The 23143-nt window shown below is 69.3% G+C and carries 18 protein-coding genes; 5 read left to right on the forward strand and 13 right to left on the reverse strand.

The features are described 5' to 3' along the window. Positions 1-70: 70 nt before the first annotated feature. From ACIP6N_RS05485 to ACIP6N_RS05500, 4 genes are all read right to left on the reverse strand, one after another. The gene (locus tag ACIP6N_RS05485) at positions 71-1696 is read right to left on the reverse strand and encodes a cytochrome bc complex cytochrome b subunit (RefSeq protein ID WP_401813089.1); all 1626 of its coding nucleotides are present in this window, start codon (positions 1694-1696) and stop codon (positions 71-73) included. Beyond that, a complete protein-coding gene (locus ACIP6N_RS05490; protein ID WP_401813091.1) occupies positions 1693-2748 on the reverse strand; it encodes a Rieske 2Fe-2S domain-containing protein in 1056 nt (351 codons plus the stop codon). Before ACIP6N_RS05490 ends, ACIP6N_RS05485 begins: the two co-directional genes overlap by 4 nt. Then, positions 2745-3554: a c-type cytochrome gene (locus ACIP6N_RS05495; protein WP_401813092.1), complete on the reverse strand. Its 810-nt coding sequence runs from the start codon at positions 3552-3554 to the stop codon at positions 2745-2747. Before ACIP6N_RS05495 ends, ACIP6N_RS05490 begins: the two co-directional genes overlap by 4 nt. Positions 3555-3629: 75 nt before the next feature. Then, positions 3630-4250 carry a heme-copper oxidase subunit III gene (locus ACIP6N_RS05500; RefSeq protein ID WP_401813094.1) on the reverse strand — a complete coding sequence of 207 codons (621 nt, stop codon included), beginning with the start codon at positions 4248-4250 and terminating at the stop codon, positions 3630-3632. A gap of 196 nt (positions 4251-4446) precedes the next feature. Between ACIP6N_RS05500 and ACIP6N_RS05505 the strand changes: the two genes are divergently transcribed. After that, the gene (locus ACIP6N_RS05505; RefSeq protein ID WP_401813095.1) at positions 4447-4848 is read left to right on the forward strand and encodes a hypothetical protein; all 402 of its coding nucleotides are present in this window, start codon (positions 4447-4449) and stop codon (positions 4846-4848) included. Positions 4849-4905: 57 nt separating this feature from the next. On the opposite strand, the gene ACIP6N_RS05510 is transcribed toward ACIP6N_RS05505, so the two are convergent. From ACIP6N_RS05510 to ACIP6N_RS05525, 4 genes are all read right to left on the reverse strand, one after another. After that, a complete protein-coding gene (locus tag ACIP6N_RS05510) occupies positions 4906-6162 on the reverse strand; it encodes an Ig-like domain-containing protein (protein WP_401813097.1) in 1257 nt (418 codons plus the stop codon). Positions 6163-6271: 109 nt separating this feature from the next. Beyond that, complete coding sequence (locus ACIP6N_RS05515; RefSeq protein WP_401813098.1) at positions 6272-6670, reverse strand: cytochrome c oxidase subunit 4; 399 nt, start codon at positions 6668-6670, stop codon at positions 6272-6274. Continuing rightward, positions 6667-8403: a cytochrome c oxidase subunit I gene (ctaD, locus tag ACIP6N_RS05520; protein WP_401813100.1), complete on the reverse strand. Its 1737-nt coding sequence runs from the start codon at positions 8401-8403 to the stop codon at positions 6667-6669. Before ctaD ends, ACIP6N_RS05515 begins: the two co-directional genes overlap by 4 nt. Beyond that, complete coding sequence (locus ACIP6N_RS05525) at positions 8400-9368, reverse strand: cytochrome c oxidase subunit II (protein ID WP_401813101.1); 969 nt, start codon at positions 9366-9368, stop codon at positions 8400-8402. Before ACIP6N_RS05525 ends, ctaD begins: the two co-directional genes overlap by 4 nt. Before the next feature lie 234 nt (positions 9369-9602). Between ACIP6N_RS05525 and ACIP6N_RS05530 the strand changes: the two genes are divergently transcribed. Beyond that, on the forward strand, positions 9603-11075 hold the full coding sequence (locus ACIP6N_RS05530) for a cysteine desulfurase/sulfurtransferase TusA family protein (RefSeq protein WP_401813103.1): 1473 nt from the start codon (positions 9603-9605) through the stop codon (positions 11073-11075). A gap of 50 nt (positions 11076-11125) precedes the next feature. On the opposite strand, the gene ACIP6N_RS05535 is transcribed toward ACIP6N_RS05530, so the two are convergent. After that, on the reverse strand, positions 11126-12109 hold the full coding sequence (locus tag ACIP6N_RS05535; protein ID WP_401813104.1) for a carbohydrate kinase family protein: 984 nt from the start codon (positions 12107-12109) through the stop codon (positions 11126-11128). A gap of 206 nt (positions 12110-12315) precedes the next feature. On the opposite strand from ACIP6N_RS05535, the gene ACIP6N_RS05540 reads away from it, so the two are divergent. After that, entirely contained in the window at positions 12316-13791 is a 1476-nt protein-coding gene (locus tag ACIP6N_RS05540; protein ID WP_401813105.1) for a hypothetical protein, read from the forward strand. 100 nt (positions 13792-13891) lie between these two features. On the opposite strand, the gene ACIP6N_RS05545 is transcribed toward ACIP6N_RS05540, so the two are convergent. Beyond that, positions 13892-14248, reverse strand: a complete 357-nt coding sequence (locus ACIP6N_RS05545; RefSeq protein ID WP_401813504.1) for a HesB/IscA family protein — start codon at positions 14246-14248, stop codon at positions 13892-13894. 271 nt (positions 14249-14519) lie between these two features. Between ACIP6N_RS05545 and nadA the strand changes: the two genes are divergently transcribed. Then, complete coding sequence (nadA, locus tag ACIP6N_RS05550; RefSeq protein WP_401813106.1) at positions 14520-15716, forward strand: quinolinate synthase NadA; 1197 nt, start codon at positions 14520-14522, stop codon at positions 15714-15716. 222 nt (positions 15717-15938) lie between these two features. Next, a complete protein-coding gene (locus ACIP6N_RS05555; RefSeq protein ID WP_401813108.1) occupies positions 15939-17204 on the forward strand; it encodes a multidrug effflux MFS transporter in 1266 nt (421 codons plus the stop codon). Positions 17205-17404: 200 nt separating this feature from the next. Here ACIP6N_RS05555 and ACIP6N_RS05560 read toward each other — a convergent pair whose 3' ends face one another. The 3 genes from ACIP6N_RS05560 to ACIP6N_RS05570 all read right to left on the reverse strand — a co-directional run bounded on the left by ACIP6N_RS05560 (position 17405) and on the right by ACIP6N_RS05570 (position 22828). Then, positions 17405-20557, reverse strand: coding sequence for an efflux RND transporter permease subunit (locus tag ACIP6N_RS05560; RefSeq protein WP_401813109.1), 3153 nt, complete (start codon positions 20555-20557; stop codon positions 17405-17407). A 250-nt stretch (positions 20558-20807) separates the two neighbouring features. Then, positions 20808-21494, reverse strand: coding sequence for a response regulator (locus ACIP6N_RS05565; RefSeq protein ID WP_401813110.1), 687 nt, complete (start codon positions 21492-21494; stop codon positions 20808-20810). Beyond that, complete coding sequence (locus ACIP6N_RS05570) at positions 21491-22828, reverse strand: sensor histidine kinase (protein ID WP_401813111.1); 1338 nt, start codon at positions 22826-22828, stop codon at positions 21491-21493. The genes ACIP6N_RS05565 and ACIP6N_RS05570 overlap by 4 nt, the downstream gene beginning before the upstream one ends. Positions 22829-23143 lie beyond the last annotated feature (315 nt).

A 23143-nucleotide genomic window follows, 5' to 3' on the forward strand; every position in this document is an offset into this window, starting at 1 on the left:
CCGGCCGGTCCCCTCGCGGGGAGCCGGGCCGGGGCCCTCGGTGGTGGCGAACCTGACGGTTCTGGCGGGATCAGTGGTGGCCGTGGCCGCTGGTGATCTCCTTGTACTGCTCGGCGGTGGGCTTGGGAATCTGGTTGCCCTCGCCGAAGTAACCCTTGCTGAGGCTGACCCTGGCCTTCTCGACGGGCGAGACCTTGCGCTCGACACCGTTCTCGTCGGTCGTGGGGCCGATCTCGGCCGGGCTGGGCTGATCGTGCGCCGTGAGCTTGTAGAGGTCGCCCTGTTCGAGCGGCGTGTGGACCTCGACGAACTCACCGTGCGGCAGCCGCTTGATGATGCCGGACTCGCGTCCGTGCAGCACCTTCTCGGCGTCGCTGCGCTGGAGACCCAGGCAGAACCGCTTGGTGATGATGAAGGCGACGACCGGGGCCACGAAGAACGCGATCCGCACGAACCAGGTGATCGTGTTGATCGAGAGGTGGAAGTGCGTGGCCCAGAGGTCGTTGCCGCCACCGATCAGGAGGACGCCGTACCAGGTCAGCCAGGCCACACCGAACGCGGTACGGGTCGGCTGGTTGCGTGGCCGCTCCGCGATGTGATGCGCGCGCCGGTCGCCGGTGACCCATGCCTCGATGAAGGGATAGACCGCGATGGCGACGAGCACCAGCGGGAAGATCATCAACGGGATGAACACACCCAGGACGAGCGTGTGACCCCAGAGGTTGATCTCCCAGCCGGGCATGACACGGATCAGACCTTCGGAGAAGCCCATGTACCAGTCGGGCTGGGCTCCGGTGGAGACCTGGTCGGGCCGGTAGGGGCCGATGCCCCAGATCGGGTTGATCGTGGCGATGGCGGCGATGATCGAGATCACGCCGAAGACCAGGAAGAAGAAACCGCCGGCCTTCGCCATGTAGATCGGCAGCAGCGGCATGCCCACGACGTTCTTGTTCGTACGTCCGGGACCCGCGAACTGCGTGTGCTTGTGGTAGAAGACCAGGATCAGGTGACCGACCAGCAGGCCGAGCATGATGCCCGGCAGCAGCAGGATGTGGACCGAGTAGAACCGGGCCACGAAGTCGCCGCCCGGGAACTCCCCGCCGAACAGGAACATCGACATGTACGTGCCGACGATCGGGACGGACAGGATCGCGCCTTCCATGAAGCGCACACCGGTGCCGGAGAGCAGGTCGTCCGGGAGCGAGTAACCGGTGAACCCGGTGAACATGCCCAGGACGAACAGCAGGAAGCCGAAAAGCCAGTTGACCTCACGGGGCTTGCGGAACGCACCCGTGAAGAACACGCGCATCATGTGCACGAGCATCGCGGCGAGGAAGACCAGCGCGCCCCAGTGGTGGATCTGCCGGATCAGCAGACCGCCACGGACCTCGAAGCTGATGTTCACCGTCGACTGAAAGGCCTCCGACATCCGCAGGCCCTGCAGCGGCACGTAACTGCCGTGGTAGACCACCTCGTTCATCGACGGGTGGAAGAACAGCGTCAGATACACACCCGTGAGGATGATGATGATGAAGCTGTAGAGCGCGACCTCACCCAGCATGAACGACCAGTGGTCGGGGAAGATCTTGCGCATGTTGGCCTTGGCCAGGCCGTAAATCCCCAGCCGGCCGTCCGCCCAGTCGGCGATCTTCTCGCCTGCGGGCACTGTGCGCTGTGAATCGTTCGCAGTACTCATCCGCGCTCCCAGAAGGCAGGACCGACGGGCTCGTCGAAGTCGCCGAGCGCCTCGAGATTGCCCTCACCGTTCACACCGATCCGCAGCTGCGGGAGAGCGTGACCGGCCGGGCCGAAGATGACGCGGGCGCCGTCGGAGAGGTCGAAGGTGGACTGGTGGCAGGGGCAGAGCACGTGGTGCGTCTGCTGCTCGTACAGGCTGATGGGACAGCCCACGTGGGTGCAGATCTTGGAGTACGCCACGATGCCCTCGTGGGACCACTCCAGCTCGCGCTTGTCCTTGATGTCGTCGGGCTGGAGCCTGACGATCATCACGGCGGCCTTGGCGATCTCCTTCTGGAACTCCTCGCTGTCCTCCTCCAGGCCCTCGGGCATGACGAAGGTGAGCGAGCCCACGGAGACGTCCTCGGGACGCAGCGGCTCCATCGTGTTCATGTTGATGAGCTGCTTGCCCTTGGCCCACAGCGTCGTACGGAGCTTCTTCTCCGGCAGCGGACCGAGGTCGCGCAGCAGCATGACGCCGGAGAGCGGCACCAGGGCCATCGCGCCGAACATCGTGGTGCGGATCAGCTTGCGCCGTCCGATGCCCGACTCGGCTGCGCCTGCCGCGAAGTCGGCCATGACCTGGGCCTTGACCTCGGGCGACGCCTCGATCGGATGACGCTCGTCGGGGATCTCCTGGTCCGACATCAGCGTCCTGGCCCAGTGGACCGCTCCGGCGCCGATGGTGAACAGCGCCACGCCCAGGGAAACTCCCAGGGCGAAGTTCAGCACGCTGACGTGACCGATCGGGAAGATGTAAATGATCTTGTCGACCGGGAAAATCACATACGACGCGATGAAGGCGATCGTCGCCAGCATGGACAGCGTGAAAAGGAAGGCGACCACGCGCTCGGAGCGCTTGGCGGCTGCCTCGTCGATGTCCTGGATACGCGGCTGGTGGGCCGGCAGACCGGGGTCGGCGAACGGATTGTCCGCGACCGCCACCGAGCCGTGTCCGGCGCCCTGCTCGCTCGGCAGGTTCTCTTCTGAATTCTCTTCTTGGTTACTCATGACTTCTTGGCCTTAGCGGTGTGGGCCGCGACCCAGATGGCAAGCGCGACCATCGCGCCCATACCGAAGATCCAGCCGAACAGACCCTCACTGACGGGACCGAGACCACCGAGGCTGAGGCCTCCGGGGCTTTCGGCGTTCGACCCGTTCACCGTATGGATGAACTTGATGATTTCCTTCTTCTGCTCCTCCGGCATCGTCGTGTCGGGGAAGGAGGGCATGTTCTGCGGGCCGGTCTGCATGGCCTCGTAGATGTGCTTCGCGCTCACGTCGGCCAGGTCCGGGGCGAACTTGCCCTGGGTCAGGGCACCGCCCTTGCCCGTGAAGTTGTGGCACTGCGCGCAGTTGGTGCGGAACAGGTCACCGCCCTTGGCGACGTCCGCGCCCGCGGGGCTGTACTGCGCCGCGGTCGGGATGTTCGGCCCCGCGCCCAGGGACGCGATGTACCCGGCGAGCTGGTCGATCTCACTCTGCGAGTAGATGACCTTCTTCTTCGGGACCTGCACGCCGGGCTGCTGCGCGGGCATCCGGCCGGTACCGACCTGGAAGTCGACGGCGGCCGCGCCGACGCCGACCAGGCTGGGACCGTCGGTACTGCCCTGACCGCCCACGCCGTGGCAGCTCGCGCAGCCGACGGAGTAGAGCTTCTTGCCCTCGTCGATGGCGAGAGACTGGGCGGTTGTGTCGGCCTGCGCCTTGTCCGCGGGCGCGAACACGGCGTACAGCCCCCCCGTGGCCGCCAGCGCGAAGAGTAGGACGACGACCGCCGCCAGCGGATGGCGTCGTCGTGAGGAGAGCTTTTTCACGGATTACCCCGGTGTCAGGATCTTCTGCGTCGGTGCTTCTGGACTGTGTGCGAGCGCTTCTGGCGCTCGGGCTCGCTACTGGATCAAATAGATCGTGGCGAAAAGGCCGATCCAGACGACATCGACGAAGTGCCAGTAATAGGACACGACGATGGCTGCGGTTGCCTGCTCGTGGGTGAACCTCTTGGCCGCGTACGTCCTGCCGAGAACGAACAGGAACGCGATCAGACCGCCCGTCACGTGCAGGCCGTGGAAGCCGGTGGTCAGGTAGAACACCGAGCCGTACGGGTCGGAGGACAGCGAAAGGCCGTCGTCCTTGACCAGCTCCGTGTACTCGAAGATCTGACCGCCGATGAAGATCGCACCCATCACGAAGGTGATCACGAACCAGGAGCGGAGCTTCTTCACGTCACCGCGCTCAGCGGCGAAGACGCCCAGCTGGCAGGTGAGGGAGGAGAGCACCAGGATCGTGGTGTTCGTTGCCGAGAACGGCACATTCAGGTCCCCGGCCACTTCCTTCCAGTGCGCCTCGCCCGTCACTGAGCGAAGGGTGAAGTACATCGCGAAGAGGGCCGCGAAGAACATCAGCTCGGAACTCAACCAGATGATGGTTCCGACGCTGGTGAGGTTCGGCCGATTCACCGACGGGTGCGTGTGCCCGGTTTCTACTGTCGTTGCTGTCGCCACGACCGACATTATGTCGGTCGCTTATCCCGCCCTCACTCCGGGGGGTGCCGTTCGGTGTGTTCATGGGGCATGTCCTGCCCGAACAGCCCAGCGAAGAGGTGCTCTTACCCCTCCTGACAGGCTGTCCGACGGAGTAGCATCCGCGCATCGGTTCATGGCACTGAAGCCCTGAAGCCCTCGCAGACACTGATGTCACGGAGGAACAATGCAGCCGACCGCCACGGTGCTGGTCTACAGCGACAACGCGCACACCCGCGAGCAGGTACGGCTGGCGGCGGGGCGCAGGCCGGCCTCCGACGTACCGCCGGTCGAGTTCCTGGAGTGCGCGACCCTGCCCGCGGTCCTCAAGGCCCTCGGCAGGGGCGGGATCGACGTCTGCGTGCTGGACGGGGAGACGACCCCCGCGGGCGGCATGGGCGTCTGCCGGCAGATCAAGGACGAAATCTTCAACTGCCCGCCCGTGCTGCTGCTCATCGGCCGCCCGCAGGACGCCTGGCTGGCCACGTGGAGCCGCGCGGAGGCCGCGGTGACCCTCCCGGTCGAACCGGTCGATTTCGCGGACTCCCTGGCCGCCCTGCTGCGCCGCAGGCTCGCCGTCGGAGCCTGAGGAGGACGGCGCCCCCGGCGCGCCGTCCCACGCCGCCCCGGCCGGTGCCGGTGGCGGTCAGAGCTGGGGGCGCAGCCGGGCCGCGTCGGCGGGGGTGCTGCCGTCCCTGGTTCCGGCCTGCAGGACGCTGCCCTTGCGCCACTTGTCCCAGTTCAGGTTCCAGTCGCCGAAGCCGTTGCCGAACGGTTCCATCATCTCGCCGCCGCTGTTGATGACCTTGACGATGTCTCCCGGGCGCACGGTCTCGAAGAACCACTCGGCGTTGTCGGTGGACATTCCGATACAGCCGTGGCTGACGTTGGCGGAGCCCTGGGACCCGACGGACCACGGCGCGGCGTGCACGTACTCACCGCTCCATGTCACCCGGGTGGCCCAGTGGACGGGCAGGTCGTAGGAGTCGCCGCTGCCTTCCGCGATGCCGACGGTCGTGCCGCGCATCCGCACGAACTGTTCCTTGCCGAGGATGACTTTGATGCCGTTGCGGGTGGAGAAGCCCGGCTTGCCGGTGGTCACCGGCACGGTGTTGATCTCCTTGCCGTTGCGCAGGACCGTCATCTGGTGTGTTTCCGAGTCGGTGATGGCCTCGACGCGGTCGCCGGTGGTGAGCTTGAGGGGTTTCACGGCAGCGCCGTACAGCTTGCCGGTGACTTTCACCCCTTGGAGTGACCCGGTCGCGGTGATGGTGGCGTTCGCGGGCCAGTACTCCTTGGGGCGGAAGTGCAGGTTCTTGTCGTCGACCCAGTGCCAGGCACCGGTGACCGCGGGCATGGAGGTGACTCTGAGGGAGCGTTCGACGACGGCCCTGGCCTCCTTGGACTTCACCGGGGCGCTCAGCTCGGCCGTGATGGGCTGGCCGACGCCGTACTTGCCCGCCTGCGGGCCGAATGTGACCTTGAGGAGCTTCTTGGCGGCGGAGGTGTCGAGCGTGAGCACACGGGAGCCTGGGGCTCCGTCCTCGTCCTCCGTGGAGACCTTGACGGTGTAACGGGTGCCGGCCGCGAGCGGCGCGGTGGAGCGCCACCGGGTGCCGTCGGCGTTCAGCTCTCCCGCGAGGTAGTGGCCCGCGGTGTCCCTGGCCGTGACGTCGGTGATGCGGTCTTCGCTGTCCTTGGCGGTGACTTCGAGCGGCTTGTCGGGGTCTGCCTTGCCCTTGCCCTGCGGCCCGTGGACGGCGATCTGTCCGGCGGCGTCGTAGGGCTTGACGGAGAGTGAACTGCTGTCCGTGTGACCGCCGCACGCTGTCGCGCCCGCCCCGAGGGACACGACCAGCAGGCTGCAACTGAGTACGGTGCGGATGCGTGGCGTGTGGTTCATGGCCTCACGTTATGGAGACTTCGTCGCCGACAGCGCGACGAGTGAGGCAAAAGAGTGACCCGGACCCTCCGTCACGGAGTGTCCGGGCCACGTGGTGCTGCTGTACGTGTTACTGGTTGCGGCTCTCACCGCGGTAGTACTCGAAGACCCAGCCCCAGAGTCCGACGAAGATCAGCGGAGCCGAGAAGTAGAGCAGCCACCAGCCGATCGCCACGGCCAGGAAGGCCAGGGCGCCACCGATCGCCAGCGAGAACGGCTGCCAGCTGTGCGGGGAGAAGAACCCCACCTCGCCGGCCTCGTCCGCGACATCGGCTTCCTTGTTGTCCTGGGCCAGCGCGTCCACGCGCCGGGCCGTGAACGACAGGTAGAAGCCGATCATGATGGCCAGGCCGAACGCCAGGAAGAGCGCGGTGGTGCCGGCGGCTTCCTTCGACCACACGCCGTACAGGACGGCGATGGCCAGGATGAAGATACCCAGCCAGATGAACAGCCTGCCTTGGATCTTCACTTCCCGACCTCCTTGCCGCCGGACAGGGCGGTGTCCTTCTGGCCGTGACCGACGAGTTCGTCCAGGGCGGCGATCTCAGGGTGGTGCAGGTCGAACGCCGGGGATTCGGAACGGATCCGCGGCAGCGAGGCGAAGTTGTGCCTCGGCGGCGGGCACGACGTCGCCCATTCGAGCGAGCGGCCGTAGCCCCACGGGTCGTCGACCTCGACCTTCTTGCCGTACTTGGCGGTCTTCCACACGTTGTAGAAGAACGGCAGGATCGACAGTCCGAGGAGGAACGAGCTGATCGTGGAGATGGTGTTCAGCGTCGTGAACCCGTCGGCCGCGAGGTAGTCCGCGTACCGGCGCGGCATGCCCTCGGCACCCAGCCAGTGCTGGACGAGGAAGGTGCCGTGGAAGCCGATGAACAGCGTCCAGAAAGTGATCTTGCCGAGCCGCTCGTCCAGCATCTTGCCGGTGAACTTCGGCCACCAGAAGTGGAATCCGGCGAACATCGCGAACACGACCGTACCGAAGACCACGTAGTGGAAGTGGGCGACGACGAAGTACGAGTCGGAGACGTGGAAGTCCAGCGGCGGTGAGGCCAGGATGACGCCGGTCAGGCCACCGAAGGTGAAGGTGACCAGGAAGCCGATCGTCCAGAGCATCGGTGTCTCGAAGGACAGTGAGCCCTTCCACATCGTGCCGATCCAGTTGAAGAACTTCACCCCGGTCGGCACCGCGATCAGGAAGGTCATGAACGAGAAGAACGGGAGCAGTACCCCGCCCGTCACGTACATGTGGTGCGCCCAGACCGTCACCGAGAGACCGGCGATGGCGATGGTCGCGGCCACCAGGCCGATGTAACCGAACATCGGCTTGCGGCTGAACACCGGGATCACCTCGGAGATGATCCCGAAGAAGGGCAAGGCGATGATGTACACCTCTGGATGCCCGAAGAACCAGAAGAGGTGTTGCCAGAGCAGCGATCCGCCGTTGGCGGCATCAAAGACATGTGCTCCGAACTTGCGGTCCGCCTCCAGTGCGAAGAGGGCGGCGGCGAGCACGGGGAAGGCCAGCAGGACCAGCACACCGGTCAGCAGCACGTTCCAGGTGAAGATCGGCATCCGGAACATCGTCATGCCGGGGGCGCGCATGCAGATGATCGTGGTGATGAAGTTGACCGAGCCGAGGATCGTGCCGAAGCCGGAGAAGGCCAGACCCATGATCCACATGTCGGCGCCGATACCCGGCGAGCGGACGGCGTCCGACAGCGGGGAGTAGGCGAACCAGCCGAAGTCGGCGGCACCCTGCGGGGTGATGAAGCCGGCCACCGCGATGATCGAGCCGAAGAGGTACAGCCAGTAGGCGAACATGTTCAGCCGCGGGAACGCCACGTCGGGCGCGCCGATCTGCAGCGGCATGATCCAGTTCGCGAATCCGGCGAACAGCGGCGTAGCGAACATCAGCAGCATGATCGTGCCGTGCATCGTGAACGCCTGGTTGAACTGCTCGTTCGACATGATCTGCGTGCCGGGGCGGGCCAGCTCGGCGCGCATGAAGAGCGCCATCAGACCGCCGATGCAGAAGAACGCGAACGACGTGACCAGGTACATCGTGCCGATCGTCTTGTGGTCAGTGGTGGTCAGCCACTTCACGACGACGGTTCCGGGCTGCTTGCGCCGTACCGGCACCTCGTTGGCATACGAGTCGTCAGCAGCCGCGGCACCCTGTGGTTCGTTGAGGATGCTCACAGTGTCTTCTTCTCCGCGTTCCTGGCCGGTGCCGTCTGCTTGATGCCTGCCGGGATGTAGCCGTCCTGACCCTTCTTGTGCAGGTCCTCCAAGTGCTTCTGGTAGCGCTCCGGGGAGACGACCTTGACGTTGAAGAGCATCCGCGAGTGGTCGACGCCGCACAGCTCGGCGCACTTGCCCCGGAAGGTGCCCTCCTGATTGGGAGTCACCTCGAAGGAGTTCGTGTGCCCCGGGATGACGTCCTGCTTCATCAGGAAGGGGACCACCCAGAAGTCGTGGATGACGTCGCGCGAGGTCAGGATGAACCGGACGCGCTCACCCTTGGCCAGCCACAGGGTCGGGCCCGGGTCGCCGTTCTGGGGGTTCCGCTCGCCCGGGACACCGGCGTCGTAGACGCCTTCGGCTCCCTTGGGGAACGCCTTCTGGAACTTGTCCGGAATGGCTTCCAGGTTGGTGCGGTCGTTGGCCGAGATCCCCGTGGAGTCGTTCCCGTCCACGTTCTCGATGTAGTTGAAGCCCCAGCTCCACTGATAGCCGACCACGTTCACGGTGTGGACCGGCTTCGGCTTGAGCTCGAGGAGCTTCGACTCATCGCGGGCGGTGAAGTAGAAGAACACCGAGACGATGATGAGGGGGACCACGGTGTACAACGCCTCGATGGGCATGTTGTACCTGGTCTGCGGAGGTACCTCGATCTTGGTGCGGCTGCGCCGGTGGAAGATGATGCTCCACAGGATCAGACCCCACACCAGAATGCCCGTGATGAGCGCTGCCGCCCACGAGCCCTGCCACAGGGAGAGCACCCGAGGGGCCTCCTCCGTCACCGGCGTAGGCATACCAAGGCGGGGGAAGTCCTTGTAGGTGCAACCGGTTGCGGTCGCAAGGATCAGGCCCGCAGTCAGCACCTGCGGCAGCTGCCGCCGCATCGGGCGCCGCGACGAGCGGTCGGAGCCGTTGGGACTCACGTAGCGCCTTCCCGAGAGTCTCGCCCGCGCGGCCGGCTGCGGCCGTCTCGGTCGGTCGCCGGCCCTGACACGGGCAGGGGTTTGGATGTTTATGCGGACCAAACCCTACTGGACGCAATTTGGGGTCGCGCGGGGAGGGTACCCAACGCGCCGCACGGCACCCCGAAGGGATGGAATGCCCGCCTCCGGGGCACTTCTGACGCCCCCTCCGGGTACCGGGGTTAGCGTGGCGCTGTGCCTTACTTCGACACGGCCTCGTCCGCACCGCTGCATCCCGTCGCCCGGCAGGCCCTCCACGCGTCCCTGGACGAGGGTTGGGCGGATCCGGCCCGTCTCTACCGGGAGGGACGGCGGGCCCGGCTGCTCCTCGACGCCGCCAGGGAGTCCGCGGCCGAGGCCGTCGGCTGCCGTCCCGACGAGCTGGTTTTCACCCCTTCGGGGACATCCGCGGTGCATTCAGGAATGTCCGGGGCTCTTTTCGGGCGTCGGCGTGTCGGATCCCATGCCGTCGTGTCCGCGGTGGAGCACTCGTCTGTTCTGCACGCGGCACGGGCGCACGGGGACGCGACCGGCGGCGAGGTGACCGAGGTACCCGTCGACCGGTACGGAGCGGTGTCGCCGGGGACGTACGCCGGGGCGCTGCGCGACGACACCGCGCTGGCGTGTCTCCAGTCCGCGAACCACGAGGTGGGTACGGAGCAGCCGGTGGCGGCGGTGGCCGAGGCGTGCCGGAGCCGGGGCGTGCCGCTGCTGGTGGACGCGGCGCAGTCGCTGGGCTGGGCTCCGGTGGACGGCGCCTGGTCGCTGCTCACCGCGAGCGCGCACAAATGGGGCGGGCCCGCCGGGGTCGGGCTGCTCGCCGTACGCAAAGGGGTGAGGTTCGCCCGTCGGGGTCCGGCCGACGAGCGGGAGTCGGGACGCGTGCCCGGCTTCGAGAACATCCCGGCGATCGTGGCGGCGGTGGCCTCGCTGCGGGCGGTGCGCGCGCAGGCCGCGGACGAGGACGTGCGGCTGCGCGTGCTGGTGGACCGGATCCGGGCGCGGGTGCCCGAGCTGGTGCCGGATGTCGAGGTGGTGGGCGATCCGGTGCGCCGGCTCCCGCATCTCGTCACCTTCTCCTGCCTCTACGTGGACGGCGAGAGCCTGCTGCACGAGCTGGACCGGGCGGACTTCTCCGTCAACTCGGGCTCGTCCTGTACGAGCAGCACGCTGACGCCGAGCCATGTGCTGCGGGCGATGGGCGTCCTGTCGGAGGGCAACGTCCGGGTCTCGCTCCCGCTCGGGACACCGGACGCGGAGGTGGACCGGTTCCTGGAGGTGCTGCCGGGCGCGGTGTCCGGCGTACGCGCCCGGCTCGGCGCGCCGGTGTCGGCGCCGCTGGCCGGCTCGGGGCGGCCGGCGCCGGGCGCCGGGGCGCCCGGGGATCCTTCCGGTGGTCCGGTGTCCGGTGGTCGGTCCGGTGACGCGCTGCCCGGTACCGCGCCCTCGCTCGTGGTGGACGCGCTCGGCAGGCGGTGTCCGATCCCGGTGATCGAGCTGGCCAAGGTGTTCGGCGAGGTCCCGGTGGGCGGGACGGTCGCCGTGCTCTCGGACGACGAGGCCGCGCGGCTGGACATTCCGGCGTGGTGCGAGATGCGCGGCCAGGAGTACGTGGGCGAGGAGCCGGCGGACCACGGTGTCGCGTATGTGGTCCGCCGGGTGTCCTGAGGCCCTGTGTCCTGAGGCCCGGTCCGGCCGTGCGCCGCCGGTGGGGCGGGTCAGGCCGGGCAGTTCAGGCGGCCCTGGATCTCTTCCGCGGCCTCGTGGCCGTACGCCTTGGTGAAGCGGTCCATGAAGTGGGTCCTGCGCAGGGTGTACTCCTGCGTGCCCACCGTCTCGATGACCAGTGTCGCGAGCATGCAGCCGACCTGGGCCGCGCGCTCCAGGCTGACACCCCAGGAGAGACCGGAGAGGAATCCGGCGCGGAAGGCGTCGCCGACGCCGGTCGGGTCGGCCTTCGTGTCCTCCTCCGGGCAGCCGACCACGATCGTCTCGGCGCCGGTGGCCTCGATCCGTACGCCCTGCTTGCCGAGCGTGGTGACGCGGTGGCCGACCCGGTCCAGGATCTCGGCGTCCGTCCAGCCGGTCTTGGACTCGATGAGCCCCTTCTCGTACTCGTTGGAGAAGAGGTAGGTGGCGCCGTCGAGCAGGGTGCGGATGTCGTCGCCGGTCATCCGGGCGATCTGCTGGGAGAAGTCCGCGGCGAACGGGATCTTGCGGCTGCGGCACTCCTCGGTGTGGCGGAGCATCGCCTCGGGGTCGTCCGCGCCGATCAGTACCAGGTCGAGACCGCCGACGCGGTCGGCGACCTTCTTCAGCTCGATCTGGCGGGCCTCGCTCATCGCGCCCGTGTAGAAGGAACCGATCTGGTTGTGGTCGGCGTCCGTCGTGCAGACGAACCGCGCGGTGTGCAGGACCTCCGAGATACGGACGGAGGCGGTGTCGACGCCGTGGCGGTCGAGCCAGCCGCGGTACTCGTCGAAGTCCGCGCCCGCCGCGCCGACGAGGATCGGGCCTGTGCCCAGCTGGCCCATGCCGAAGCAGATGTTCGCGCCGACACCGCCCCTGCGCACGTCGAGGTTGTCGACCAGGAAGGACAGGGAGACCGTGTGCAGCTGATCGGCGACCAGTTGGTCGGCGAAGCGGCCGGGAAACGTCATCAGATGGTCGGTGGCGATGGAGCCGGAGACTGCGATTCGCACGGCGGGAACGCTCCAGGGGGCGAGAACGGTTGACAGTCCACGCTACCGGGTCGCGGGAGCCACCGGACCATGGTCTCTTCGGCACCGGGGCCGCGCCGCGAACCGGCGCGGCGAAGACACGGACCGGAACCGCGCGTCCATCCCCTCCGTCAGACCGGTGTCCCGTCAGGATGGCAAGTCCAACCAGGCAGACTGAGGAGCCAGCGGTGAACAGTACGCACAGCACCGGGACCACGGGCGCCGGCGGCGCGCGGTGGCGGCGTTCTCCGCTCGCCGCCGTCACCGTCACGGCAGCGGTACTGGTCGCCGCGGGCGGCGGCGCCTGGCTCGCGACCAGCGCCTCGGGCAGCGACCACCGCAGCGGCGCGCCGGCGGCCGACGGCAATCCGCCGCCGCTCGCACTCGACGGCCACCCGGGCCCGGCGCCCGGCGGCCCCGGCGGACCGCCGCCCAACGGCATCGCGCCGGGCGAGCCGGATCCGCACGGGGTCGTCTACCGCGCCAGGGGCGCGCTGCCCGAGGGGCCGGACTCGGCGCGCGTCTACCGTACGGAAGGGGACGTCGGCGCGGCGGACGTGACCCGGCTGGCCAGGGCCCTCGGGCTGACGGGTACGCCCCGCACGGACGGCACGACGTGGAAGGTCGGTGCGGCGCACGACGGTTCAGGACCGGTGCTGCGGGTCCAGAAGCAGGAGCCCGGGGCATGGACGTACGACCTCTTCGGCCCGTCGAAGGGCGGCGACAACTGTCTCAAGGGCAGGAGCGGCTGCCCTGGCACCGGCAGCGGCACGGGCGCCGGGACGGGCAACGGCTCCGCCGTCAGCGAGGCGGCCGCGAGGAAGGCGGCGGCCCCGGTTCTCAAGGCGCTGGGCCAGGACGACGCGAAAATCGACGCCCACCGGCTGCGGGGCGCGGTCCGGCTGGTCAACGCGGACCCGGTGATCGGCGGGCTGCCCACGTACGGCTGGGCGACCGGGCTCCAGGTGGGCGCGGACGGCGGACTGCTCGGCGGCAGCGGACAGCTGAACGCCCCTGATCCCGGCGACGAGTACCCGGTGATCGGCGCGGCGGAGGCGCTGAAGCAGCTGAACACTCCGCGTGTCGACAGCGGGAGCGGTGGCTGCGCGACCGCGGTGCCTGCGGCCGGCAGGTCCCGGGCACAGGCACCGTGCACGCCGCAGGCCGGGGCGGCCCGTGCGCCGGTGACCATCGAGAAGGCGGTCTTCGGTCTCGCGGTGCACTCCGTGGAGGGGCGGCGGACGCTCGTCCCCTCGTGGCTGTTCGAGGCGGCGCCCGGCGGCGGCGCGCCGTCGTACACGCTGGCGCAGCCGGCGGTGGCGCCGCGTTTCCTGACGCGGCCCGCTCCCCCGCACAAGGAGCTGCCGGGCGGCCCCGCCTCGGCGGGCCCCGGTCAGCGGCGCGTCACGTCGTACAGCGCGGAGGGCAGGACGCTGACACTGCGGTTCTGGGGCGGGGTGTGCGGTGAGTACGGGGTGAGCGCGGACGAGAGCGGTACCGCGGTCAAGGTGAAGGTGACCGGTCCGGTGTCGGATCCGCCGGACGGCAAGGAGGTCTGCGTGGCCCTCGCCAAGGAAGTGACCGCGCGGACGACGCTGGACCGGCCGCTGGGCGGCCGGCAGGTGGTGGACGGAGTGACGGGCGACGTGATCCCTCTCGGCTGACGCACCCGTACATGCCTGACGCACCCGTACATACGGAAGGCGGCGACCCCCGAGGGGATCGCCGCCTTCCGCGTTCCAGCTGTACGGCTGGATCGGGCGTTCAGCTGAAGGAGTCGCCGCAGGCGCAGGAACCCGTGGCGTTCGGGTTGTCGATCGTGAAGCCCTGCTTCTCGATCGTGTCGACGAAGTCGATGGAGGCACCACCCAGGTACGGGGCGCTCATCCGGTCGGTGACGACCTTGACGCCGCCGAAGTCCTTCACGACATCGCCGTCGAGCGAACGCTCGTCGAAGAACAGCTGGTAGCGGAGGCCCGAGCAGCCGCCGGGCTGGACCGCGACGCGCAGTGCGAGGTCGTCCCGGCCTTCCTGGTCCAGCAGGGCCTTGACCTTGCCCGCGGCGGCGTCGGACAGGAGGATGCCGTCGCTCACGGTTGTGGTGTCGTCCGATACGGACATCTGCTTCTCTCCCGGGTTGTACGGACTGCTTGCCGACGTTGCAACCGGCATGGCCGCGGATTCATTCCTGGCCCTGGCATGTGTCTTCCCTCGTTCATGCTCGCACACGCACGCGCCCGGCGGGACTCCGTGGCCCCACCCGTATCCCCCGCCGTGCCGCTCTCCCCTGGAACGCGTCACATCGACGCTATCGGTGTCGTCAACGTGACATGAAGGGACTATGATAGATAGCGTCAATTAGACGAAAAGGCTCGTCTGCAGAGAAGAAAGGGTGCGTGACGTGACCACCGCCCAGCCCCGACAGGTTCTCGATGTCCAGCCGACGCCCCTGGCACTGCTGCTGCTCGGCCGCGACGCCGACCCGCGCAGCGAGCGTGGCGTGGAGTGCCCCGGCGACCTGCCCGCCCCGTCAGACCCTGATCTGGTGGAGCGTGCCCGCGCGGCGAAAGAGAAGCTCGGGGACAAGGTCTTCGTCCTCGGCCACCACTACCAGCGCGACGAGGTCATCCAGTTCGCGGACGTCACCGGAGACTCCTTCAAGCTCGCCAGGGACGCGGCGGCGCGCCCCGAGGCGGAGTACATCGTCTTCTGCGGCGTGCACTTCATGGCGGAGTCCGCGGACATCCTGACCGGCGACGACCAGAAGGTCGTCCTGCCCGACCTGGCGGCCGGCTGCTCCATGGCCGACATGGCCACGGCGGAGCAGGTCGCCGAGTGCTGGGACGTACTGACCGAGGCGGGCGTGGCGGACCAGGTCGTGCCGGTCTCGTACATGAACTCCTCCGCCGACATCAAGGCGTTCACCGGCAAGCACGGCGGCACGATCTGCACGTCCTCGAACGCCGAGCGCGCCCTGAACTGGGCCTTCGAACAGGGCGAGAAGGTGCTCTTCCTGCCCGACCAGCACCTGGGCCGCAACACCGCGGTGCGTGACCTCGGGATGTCGCTGGAGGACTGTGTCCTCTACAACCCGCACAAGCCGAACGGCGGGCTCACCGCCGAGCAGCTGCGGGACGCCAGGATGATCCTGTGGCGCGGCCACTGCTCCGTGCACGGCCGCTTCTCGCTGGACTCCGTCCAGGAGGTACGGGAGCGGATCCCGGGCGTCAATGTGCTGGTGCACCCGGAGTGCAAGCACGAGGTCGTGTCCGCGGCGGACTACGTGGGCTCGACGGAGTACATCATCAAGGCGCTCGAAGAGGCCCCGGCCGGTTCCAAGTGGGCGATCGGCACGGAACTCAACCTGGTGCAGCGGCTGGCGAATCGTTTCGCTGCCGAGGACAAGGAAATCGTCTTCCTCGACAAGACGGTCTGCTTCTGCTCCACGATGAACCGCATCGACCTGCCGCATCTGGTGTGGACGCTGGAGTCGCTGGCCGAGGGCAACGAGGTCAACCGCATCCAGGTCGACGAGGAGACGGCGGAGTACTCCCGGCTGGCGCTGGAACGGATGCTGGCGCTGCCGTAACCACGCGTTCCGTGATCGCGTGTCAGGGGCGCCCCGCCTGTGGCGGGGCGCCCCCGCGTTCTTCCAGGATCAGTACGTCATTACGATGTGAGGCGTTTCTTGAGCGGGTTCGACCCGGCTCCGCCTCGCGGTCGTCTCCGGGGCGCCTCTGCTCCAGCCATCCCTCCGAGTAACCGTCCCTGCGACCCCTGTTCCTCACTCGGATGCTGGAGATGTCCCGCCGTGCCCCTGCTCACCGCAGCGCTCGTCCTTCTGTGCTTCGTCGGTCCGCTGTCGACCGACATGTATCTGCCGGCCTTTCCCGGTATCGCCACCGAACTGCACACGGACCCGTCCGGGGTGCAGCTCACCCTCACCGCGTTCCTGATCGGCATGACGCTCGGCCACCTGGTCTTCGGCCCGCTGTCCGACCGGTACGGGCGGCGCCGACCGCTGCTCGCCGGTGCGGCGGTGTGCGCCGCGGCCACCGCGCTGTGCGCGCTCGCGCCGTCGCTGGAGTGGCTGATCGTGCTGCGCCTGGTGACCGGGTTCACCGGGGCCGCGGGGGTCGTGATCGGCCGGGCCGTGGTCTCCGACGTCACCGAAGGCCCGGCGGCGGCACGGCTGTTCGGCATCCTGATGACCCTGTCGAGCACGGCGCCGATCCTCGCGCCGCTCGCGGGCGGTGCGGTGATCGGCGCGGCGGGCTGGCGAGCCGTGTTCTGGGTGCTCACCGGCGTCTCGCTGCTCGCGCTGGTGGGCGTGCTGGCAGCCGTACGGGAGAGCCTGCCGGCCGAGCGGCGCAGGGCCGGCGGCGGAGGGGTGTGGCGCGGGGTGCGGGAGGTCGCGGGTGACCGCGCGTACGTCGGCTACACGTTCGCGTTCGCCTTCGCCTTCGGCGCGCTGTTCTGCTACATCGCGGGATCGCCGTTCCTGCTCCAGAACGTCCTGGGGCTGAGCGTCGGCACGTCGTCCGTGGTCTTCTCCGGCGGCGCGGTGATCTCCACGCTCTCGAACGCGACGAGCACCAGGCTGGCGGGCCGGGTCGCCCCGCAGCGCCTGCTGCGCACGGGCCTGTACACGATGCTCGCGTCCACGCTCGTGCTGCTGGCCGTCACGGTGGCCGGTGTCCTGACGCTCCCGGTGTACGCGCCGCTCATCGCCGCGATGTTCGGCGGTCTCGGCCTGGTGTTCCCGAACGCCGCGTCCCTGGCGATCGCCCGGGTCCCGCAGGCGGCGGGAACCGGCTCCGCGCTGCTCGGTACGGCGCAGAGCCTGCTGGGAGCCGTGGTGGCGCCGCTGGTGGGGCTGGCGGGCGGCGGGACGGCGGTGCCGCTGTTCGCCGGAATGGTGCTGTGCACCGGTGCGGCGGCGTTCTTCGCGCGCAGCGCGGTGCGCGCGGGCGCTGTCGCGCCGGCGCGGCAGCTTCCCGGCGTGGTCGGCATGTCCGTCCCGGCCGACATCCCGCTCCCCCGCTCCGAGGACAAGCCGGAGCGGCACGGCGCCTGACGCCCGCGGGCCACGCCAGTCGTGGCCCGGCTACGGGCCCGGCTCCCGCTCCCGCTCCCGCTCCAACCCCGGCTCCGGCTCCGGCTCCGGCTCCGGAAACGTGTAAGGGGTGTGGGCCCGGCGTACCTCTCGTACGCCGGGCCCACACCCCTTGACGGTCCCGTTACCGCGACCGCCTGTCCCCGAAGGGACCGAACGGACTACGCGTTGGCCGGTTCACGGTCGGTCTCGGCCGGGGACGGGTCCGACGCCGCTTCCCGCTTGGCCGCCTTCTTCTTCGCGCGGCGTTCCTTCCGCAGCTCCACCATCGCGTACAGCGCGGGCACCAGGAGCAGCGTCAGCAGCGTGGACGTCACCAGACCGCCGATCACCACGACCGCGAGCGGCTGCGCGATGAAGCCGCCCTGACCGGTGATCCCCAGCGCCATCGGCAGCAGCGCGAAGATCGTGGCGAGCGCCGTCATCAGGATCGGGCGGAGCCGGTGGCGGCCACCCTCGACGACCGCTTCCACCACGCCCAGACCCTGCGACCTGTACTGGTTGATCAGGTCGATCAGCACGATCGCGTTGGTCACCACGATGCCGATCAGCATCAGCATGCCGATCATCGCGGGCACCCCGAGCGGCGTCCCCGTCAGGAGCAGGAGCCCGAGCGCGCCGGTCGCGGCGAACGGGATCGAGACCAGCAGGATCAGCGGCTGGATCAGCGACCTGAAGGTACCGACCAGCAGCATGAAGACGATCGCGATGGCCGCCAGCATGGCGAGGCCGAGCTTGACGAAGGCGTCGTCCTGGTCCTGCGAGACACCGCCGATGGAGGCGGTCGCGCCCTGCGGGAGGTCGAGGGCGTCGATCTTCTTCTGGAGGGACGCGCTCACCGCACCGGTGTTGTCGCCGGTCGGCCGCGCCGTGATCGTGGCGGCACGCGCCCCGTCGATACGGGTCAGCGAGACCGGTCCGGGGACCAGCTTCACGTCGGCGACCTGACCGAGCTTCACCGGACCCAGCGGAAGGTCCTTCAGCTGGGCGATGGTCGTCGCCGGCTTGGCCGACGTGATGACGACGTCCCGCTCCGTGTCGCCGAGGATCGCCGAACCCGCCGGGGTACCGCGTACGGCCTGCGTGACGGCCGCGCCGAGCGTCGCGTCACTGAAACCGGCCGCGGCGGCCTTGGAGTTGGCGGTGACGGAGATCCGCGGCACGCTCTGCGCGAGGTCGCTCTGGACGTCGGTGACGTCGTCGAGGGTCGCGACGGCGTCCCGTACCTGGCTCGCCGCCTTCTTGAGGGTGTCCGCCTCCGACGCCTTCACCACGACGCTCAGGTCCTGGCTGCCGAAGCCGCCGCCCGCGCCGACCGTCGTCTCGCCGATGCCGTCGAGCTTCGCCAGTGCCTTCTCGATACGGTCCTGGGTCGCCGCGTACGTCGTGGCGTCCTTCAGTGTCACCTGGTACGACGCCTGGTTGGCACCGGAGCCGCCGCCGAAGGCGGCCATGAAGCCGGAGGAGCCGACGGTGACCTGGTAGTCCTTGACGTCGTCCAGACCGGCGAGGACCTTCTCGACCTTCTTGGCCGCGGCGTCGGCCGATTCGAGGCTCGTACCCGGGGCCAGTTCCTGCTTGAGGGAGATGACTTCCTGGTCGCCCTGGTCGAAGAAGTTGGTCTTGAGCAGCGGGGCCATACCGAACGTGGCGAGCAGCACCACGACGGCGATGGCCACGCTCATGATCCTGCGGCGGGTCGCGAACCGCAGCACCGGCACGTACAGCCGCTGGAGCCTGCTGCTGTTCTCCTTCTTCTCCGCGATCCGGCGCGCCTCCTCGGGGCTGACCCCGAGCGCTTCCTTCGGCGGGCGCAGGAACCAGTACGAGAAGACCGGGACGACCGTCAGCGAGACGAGGAGCGAGGCGAGCAGGGCCGCCGTGACGGTGAGCGAGAACGAACCGAACAGCTCTCCGACGATGCCGCCGACGAGTCCGATCGGCAGGAACACCGCGACCGTGGTGAGCGTCGAGGACGTGACCGCGCCGGCGACTTCCTTCACCGCGGCGGTGATCGCGCTCTGCCGTTCCTCGCCGTAGCTCAGATGGCGCTTGATGTTTTCGAGCACCACGATCGAGTCGTCGACCACGCGGCCGATCGCGATGGTGAGCGCGCCGAGCGTGAGGACGTTCAGCGACAGGTCACGCGTCCACAGCACGATCAGCGCCAGGACGACGGAGAGCGGGATGGAGATCGCGGTGACCAGGGTGGAGCGGAGCGAGGCCAGGAAGACCAGGATCACGATCACCGCGAAGACCAGGCCGAGCGCGCCCTCGGTGGTGAGGCCCGAGATCGACTTCGAGACGGCGGGGCCCTGGTCGCTGGCGACGGTGAGCGTGGCGCCGGAGCCGAGCTGCTTGCGCAGGTCGTCTAGCTTGTCCTGAACGCCGTCCGAGATGGCGACGGCGCTGCCGTCCTTGTCCATCGTGACGTTGACGGCGAGGCTGGGCTTGCCGTTCGTCCGGGTCAGGGACGTCGCCGCGGACGGCTCCTGCTTCACGGTGGCGATGTCGCCGAGGCGTACGGGTCCGGCCTGACCGGAACCGCCCTGACCGGAACCGCCGCCCTGCGCCGGGGCGATCCGCAGGTCCTCGATCTGCTTCAGCGAGGTGTAACCGCCGCCGACCTGGACCGTCCGGCTCTTGCCGTCCTCGTTGAACGAGCCCGCGGGGAGCGTCGCGCCGCCGGCCTTGAGCGCCTCGGAGAGCGCCATGGGGTTGAGTCCGGCCGCCGCGAGCTTCGCGGCGTCGGGGGTGACGGAGACCTGGAGGTCGCGCACGCCGTCGATGCTGACCTGGCCGACGCCGTCGATGTCTTCCAGCGCGGGGACGACCGTGCGGTCCAGCTGGTCGGCGAGCGCCTGCTGGTCCTTGTCGGAGGTGACGGCGAGGACGACGGTCGGGATGTCGTCCGTCGAGCCGGCCACGACCTGCGGGTCGACGCCGTCGGGCAGCTGGCTGCGTGCGCGGTTCACGGCCTGCTGGACGTCGGCGACGAGCTGCTTGGTGCCGCTGTCACCGAAGTCGAAGCTGGCCATGACAATGCCGGTGCCCTCGCTCGCTGTCGAGGTGACGCCGCTGATGCCGTCGACGGCCTTGATCGAGTTTTCGAGGGGTTCGACGACCTGCTTCTCGACCACATCGGGGGAGGCGCCCTGGTAGGGGGCGAGCACCGACACCATCGGGAGTTCGATGGAGGGCAGCAGTTGCTGCTTGAGCTGCGGTATCGCGATCGCCCCGAAGACGATCGCGATGATCGACATCAGACCTATCAGGGCCCGTTGCGCGAGGCTGAATCTCGACAGCCAGGACATGGGGTCTCTCTTCTGTGGTGTACGCGGCAGGTGGGCGCGGCGGCCCGGCTACGGATGGGCACGTCGGTGGGCGCTTCGGTGCGCTTCGTCGGGGCACCTCGGTGGAAACGCTTCGGCGGGGCGGGACTGAGCCCACCCGGCCAAATGAGGCCCCTCTATACGATCGGTCATAGGTGGCGGCGATCTGTCAGCCACAAGTCCATTTCCTGCCGCGTCGCGTACCGCGCCTGGAGTACGCGAGGGACGGGGTTCACTCCACCCGTGGACGTACCAGGCCCGATTCGTAGGCTATTACCACCAATTGGGCCCGGTCGCGGGCGCCAAGTTTTGCCATCGCCCGGTTCACATGGGTCTTGACCGTCAGCGGACTGACCTCCAGCCGGTCCGCGATCTCGTCGTTGGAGTGGCCGCCCGCAACGAGGACGAGCACCTCGCGCTCGCGCACGGTGAGCGCCGCGAGGCGTGCGGAGTACGCGGCGGCCGCGGGGCCCTCGGCCGAACTGCCGCCCTGGGCGAGGAAGGTGGCGATCAGGCCCTTGGTCGCCGCGGGCGAGAGCAGCGCGTCACCGGCGGCGGCGATCCGGATGGCGCTGAGCAGTTCGTCGGGCTCCGCGCCCTTGCCGAGGAAGCCGGAGGCGCCGGCGCGCAGCGACTGCACGACGTACTCGTCGACCTCGAAGGTGGTGAGCATGACGACGTGCACGCCCGCGAGCGCCGGGTCGGAGCTGATCATGCGGGTGGCGGCGAGGCCGTCCGTGCCCGGCATGCGGATGTCCATCAGGACGACGTCCGCCTTGAGGTCGCGGGCGAGGGTGACGGCCTGGGCGCCGTCCGCGGCCTCGCCGACGACCTCCATGTCCGGCTCCGAGTCGACGAGCACCCGGAACGCGCTGCGCAGCAGTGTCTGGTCGTCGGCGAGCAGGACTCTGATGGTCATACGGTCTCCCCGGTGTCGCCCGTGGGCGCGGTTTCGGCGGCGGGGGCCCCGGTGGCCGGGGCCCCGGTGGCCGGGGCCCCGGTGGCCGCGGTGCGCGCCCGTGGCACGCCTGCCGCGCTCGCGCCGCTCTGCACCGGCAGTATCGCCTGGACGCGGAAGCCGCCGCCGTACCGGGGTCCCGCGCTGAGGGAGCCGCCCAGCGCGGTGACCCGCTCGCGCATGCCGAGCAGGCCGTGGCCGCCGCCGTCGGACGGTTCGCCGGTGCCCCGGCCGTTGTCCAGGACGGTGATCTCGATGGTGTGCCCGACCGGTACGACACTGACCTCGGCCCTGGCTCCGGCGCCCGCGTGCTTGCGGACGTTGGTCAGGGCCTCCTGGATGATCCGGAACGCGGCGAGGTCGACGGTGGCGGGGAGCCTGGGTGTGCCGTCGGCGGCGGCGAAGTCGACCGGCAGGCCCGCGTTGCGGAACGTGCCGAGGAGCCCGTCGACGTGGGCGAGACCGGGCGCGGGCTCGGTGGGCGCCTCCGGGTCGCCGGACTGGCGGAGCAGACCGACCGTGGCGCGCAGTTCGTTGAGCGCGGAGCGGCTGGCCTCACGTACGTGGGCGAGGGCTTCCTTGGCCTGGTCGGGGCGCTTGTCCATGACGTGGGAGGCCACGCCGGCCTGGACGTTGACCAGCGCGATGTGGTGGGCGACGACGTCGTGCAGATCGCGGGCGATGCGCAGCCGCTCCTCGGCGACGCGGCGGCGCGCCTCCTCCTCGCGGGTGCGTTCCGCGCGTTCGGCGCGTTCTCGTATGGCGCCGATGAAGGCGCGGCGGCTGCGTACGGCGTCACCGGCGGCTCCCGCCATGCCCGTCCAGGCGAAGATGCCCAGGTTCTCCTGCTCGTACCAGGGGCCCGCGCTGAAGCCCATCGCGAGGGCGGTGAGCACGGTCATGGTGGCGAGGCCGACGCGCCAGGTGGTGGAGCGGTCGGTGCGGGCCGCGACGGTGAACAGCGCGATGACCGTGCTGAAGACGACCGGGGCCGGCGGGGCGCTCAGGACGAGGTCGACCGCGGTGAGCGTGCCGGTGCACAGCAGGACGGCCATGGGATTGCGGCGGCGCCGGACCAGCGCGGCGGCGGCGACGGCCATGAGGACCACACTGAGGGCGTCGGGCGCCCGCTCGCCGAAGGTGGGCCCGGGGCCGCCCGCCCGGCTGTGCGGCCCCGCGAACGAGCCGACGAGCATCGCGAGCAGGACGGCTGCCGCGAGGACCGCGTCGGGCGCGAGCGGATGCGCGCGGGCCCAGCCGCGGGCGCGGGCGAACACGGTTCCGAGGGAGGTCACGTCAGCAACGGTACGGGGAGGCGCGCCGCGCGCCCGGACCGTGGCGCCGCCCCGTACGCACCGGGGTCGCGGCGCCGGGCCCGGACCGGCACGAGCGGGCACGGACGGCGCGAGCGCGCACGGGCGGCCAGGCGGCGCGAACCGGCACGAACGAGCGCAGGCGGCGCAAGCAGGCACCGGAGCCAGGCGGCGCGAACCAGCACAAGCGAGCGCGGACCGGGACAAGCAGGCACAGACGGCCAGGCGCACCGACCGGCGCCGGCAGCACCGCGCGCCGCGCCGGGTCACAGCCGGATCGCGGCACCGGCCTCGTAC

Source organism: Streptomyces sp. NPDC088725, from assembly GCF_044751305.1.
Lineage (GTDB): Bacteria > Actinomycetota > Actinomycetes > Streptomycetales > Streptomycetaceae > Streptomyces.

Coding starts and splice junctions, on each gene's coding strand:
- ACIP6N_RS05485 (WP_401813089.1), bottom strand. CDS start 1,696: ATGAGTACTGCGAACGATTCACAGCGCACAGTGCCCGCAGGCGAGAAG.
- ACIP6N_RS05490 (WP_401813091.1), bottom strand. CDS start 2,748: ATGAGTAACCAAGAAGAGAATTCAGAAGAGAACCTGCCGAGCGAGCAG.
- ACIP6N_RS05500 (WP_401813094.1), bottom strand. CDS start 4,250: ATGTCGGTCGTGGCGACAGCAACGACAGTAGAAACCGGGCACACGCAC.
- ACIP6N_RS05505 (WP_401813095.1), top strand. CDS start 4,447: ATGCAGCCGACCGCCACGGTGCTGGTCTACAGCGACAACGCGCACACC.
- ACIP6N_RS05510 (WP_401813097.1), bottom strand. CDS start 6,162: ATGAACCACACGCCACGCATCCGCACCGTACTCAGTTGCAGCCTGCTG.
- ACIP6N_RS05545 (WP_401813504.1), bottom strand. CDS start 14,248: ATGTCCGTATCGGACGACACCACAACCGTGAGCGACGGCATCCTCCTG.
- ACIP6N_RS05560 (WP_401813109.1), bottom strand. CDS start 20,557: ATGTCCTGGCTGTCGAGATTCAGCCTCGCGCAACGGGCCCTGATAGGT.
- ACIP6N_RS05565 (WP_401813110.1), bottom strand. CDS start 21,494: ATGACCATCAGAGTCCTGCTCGCCGACGACCAGACACTGCTGCGCAGC.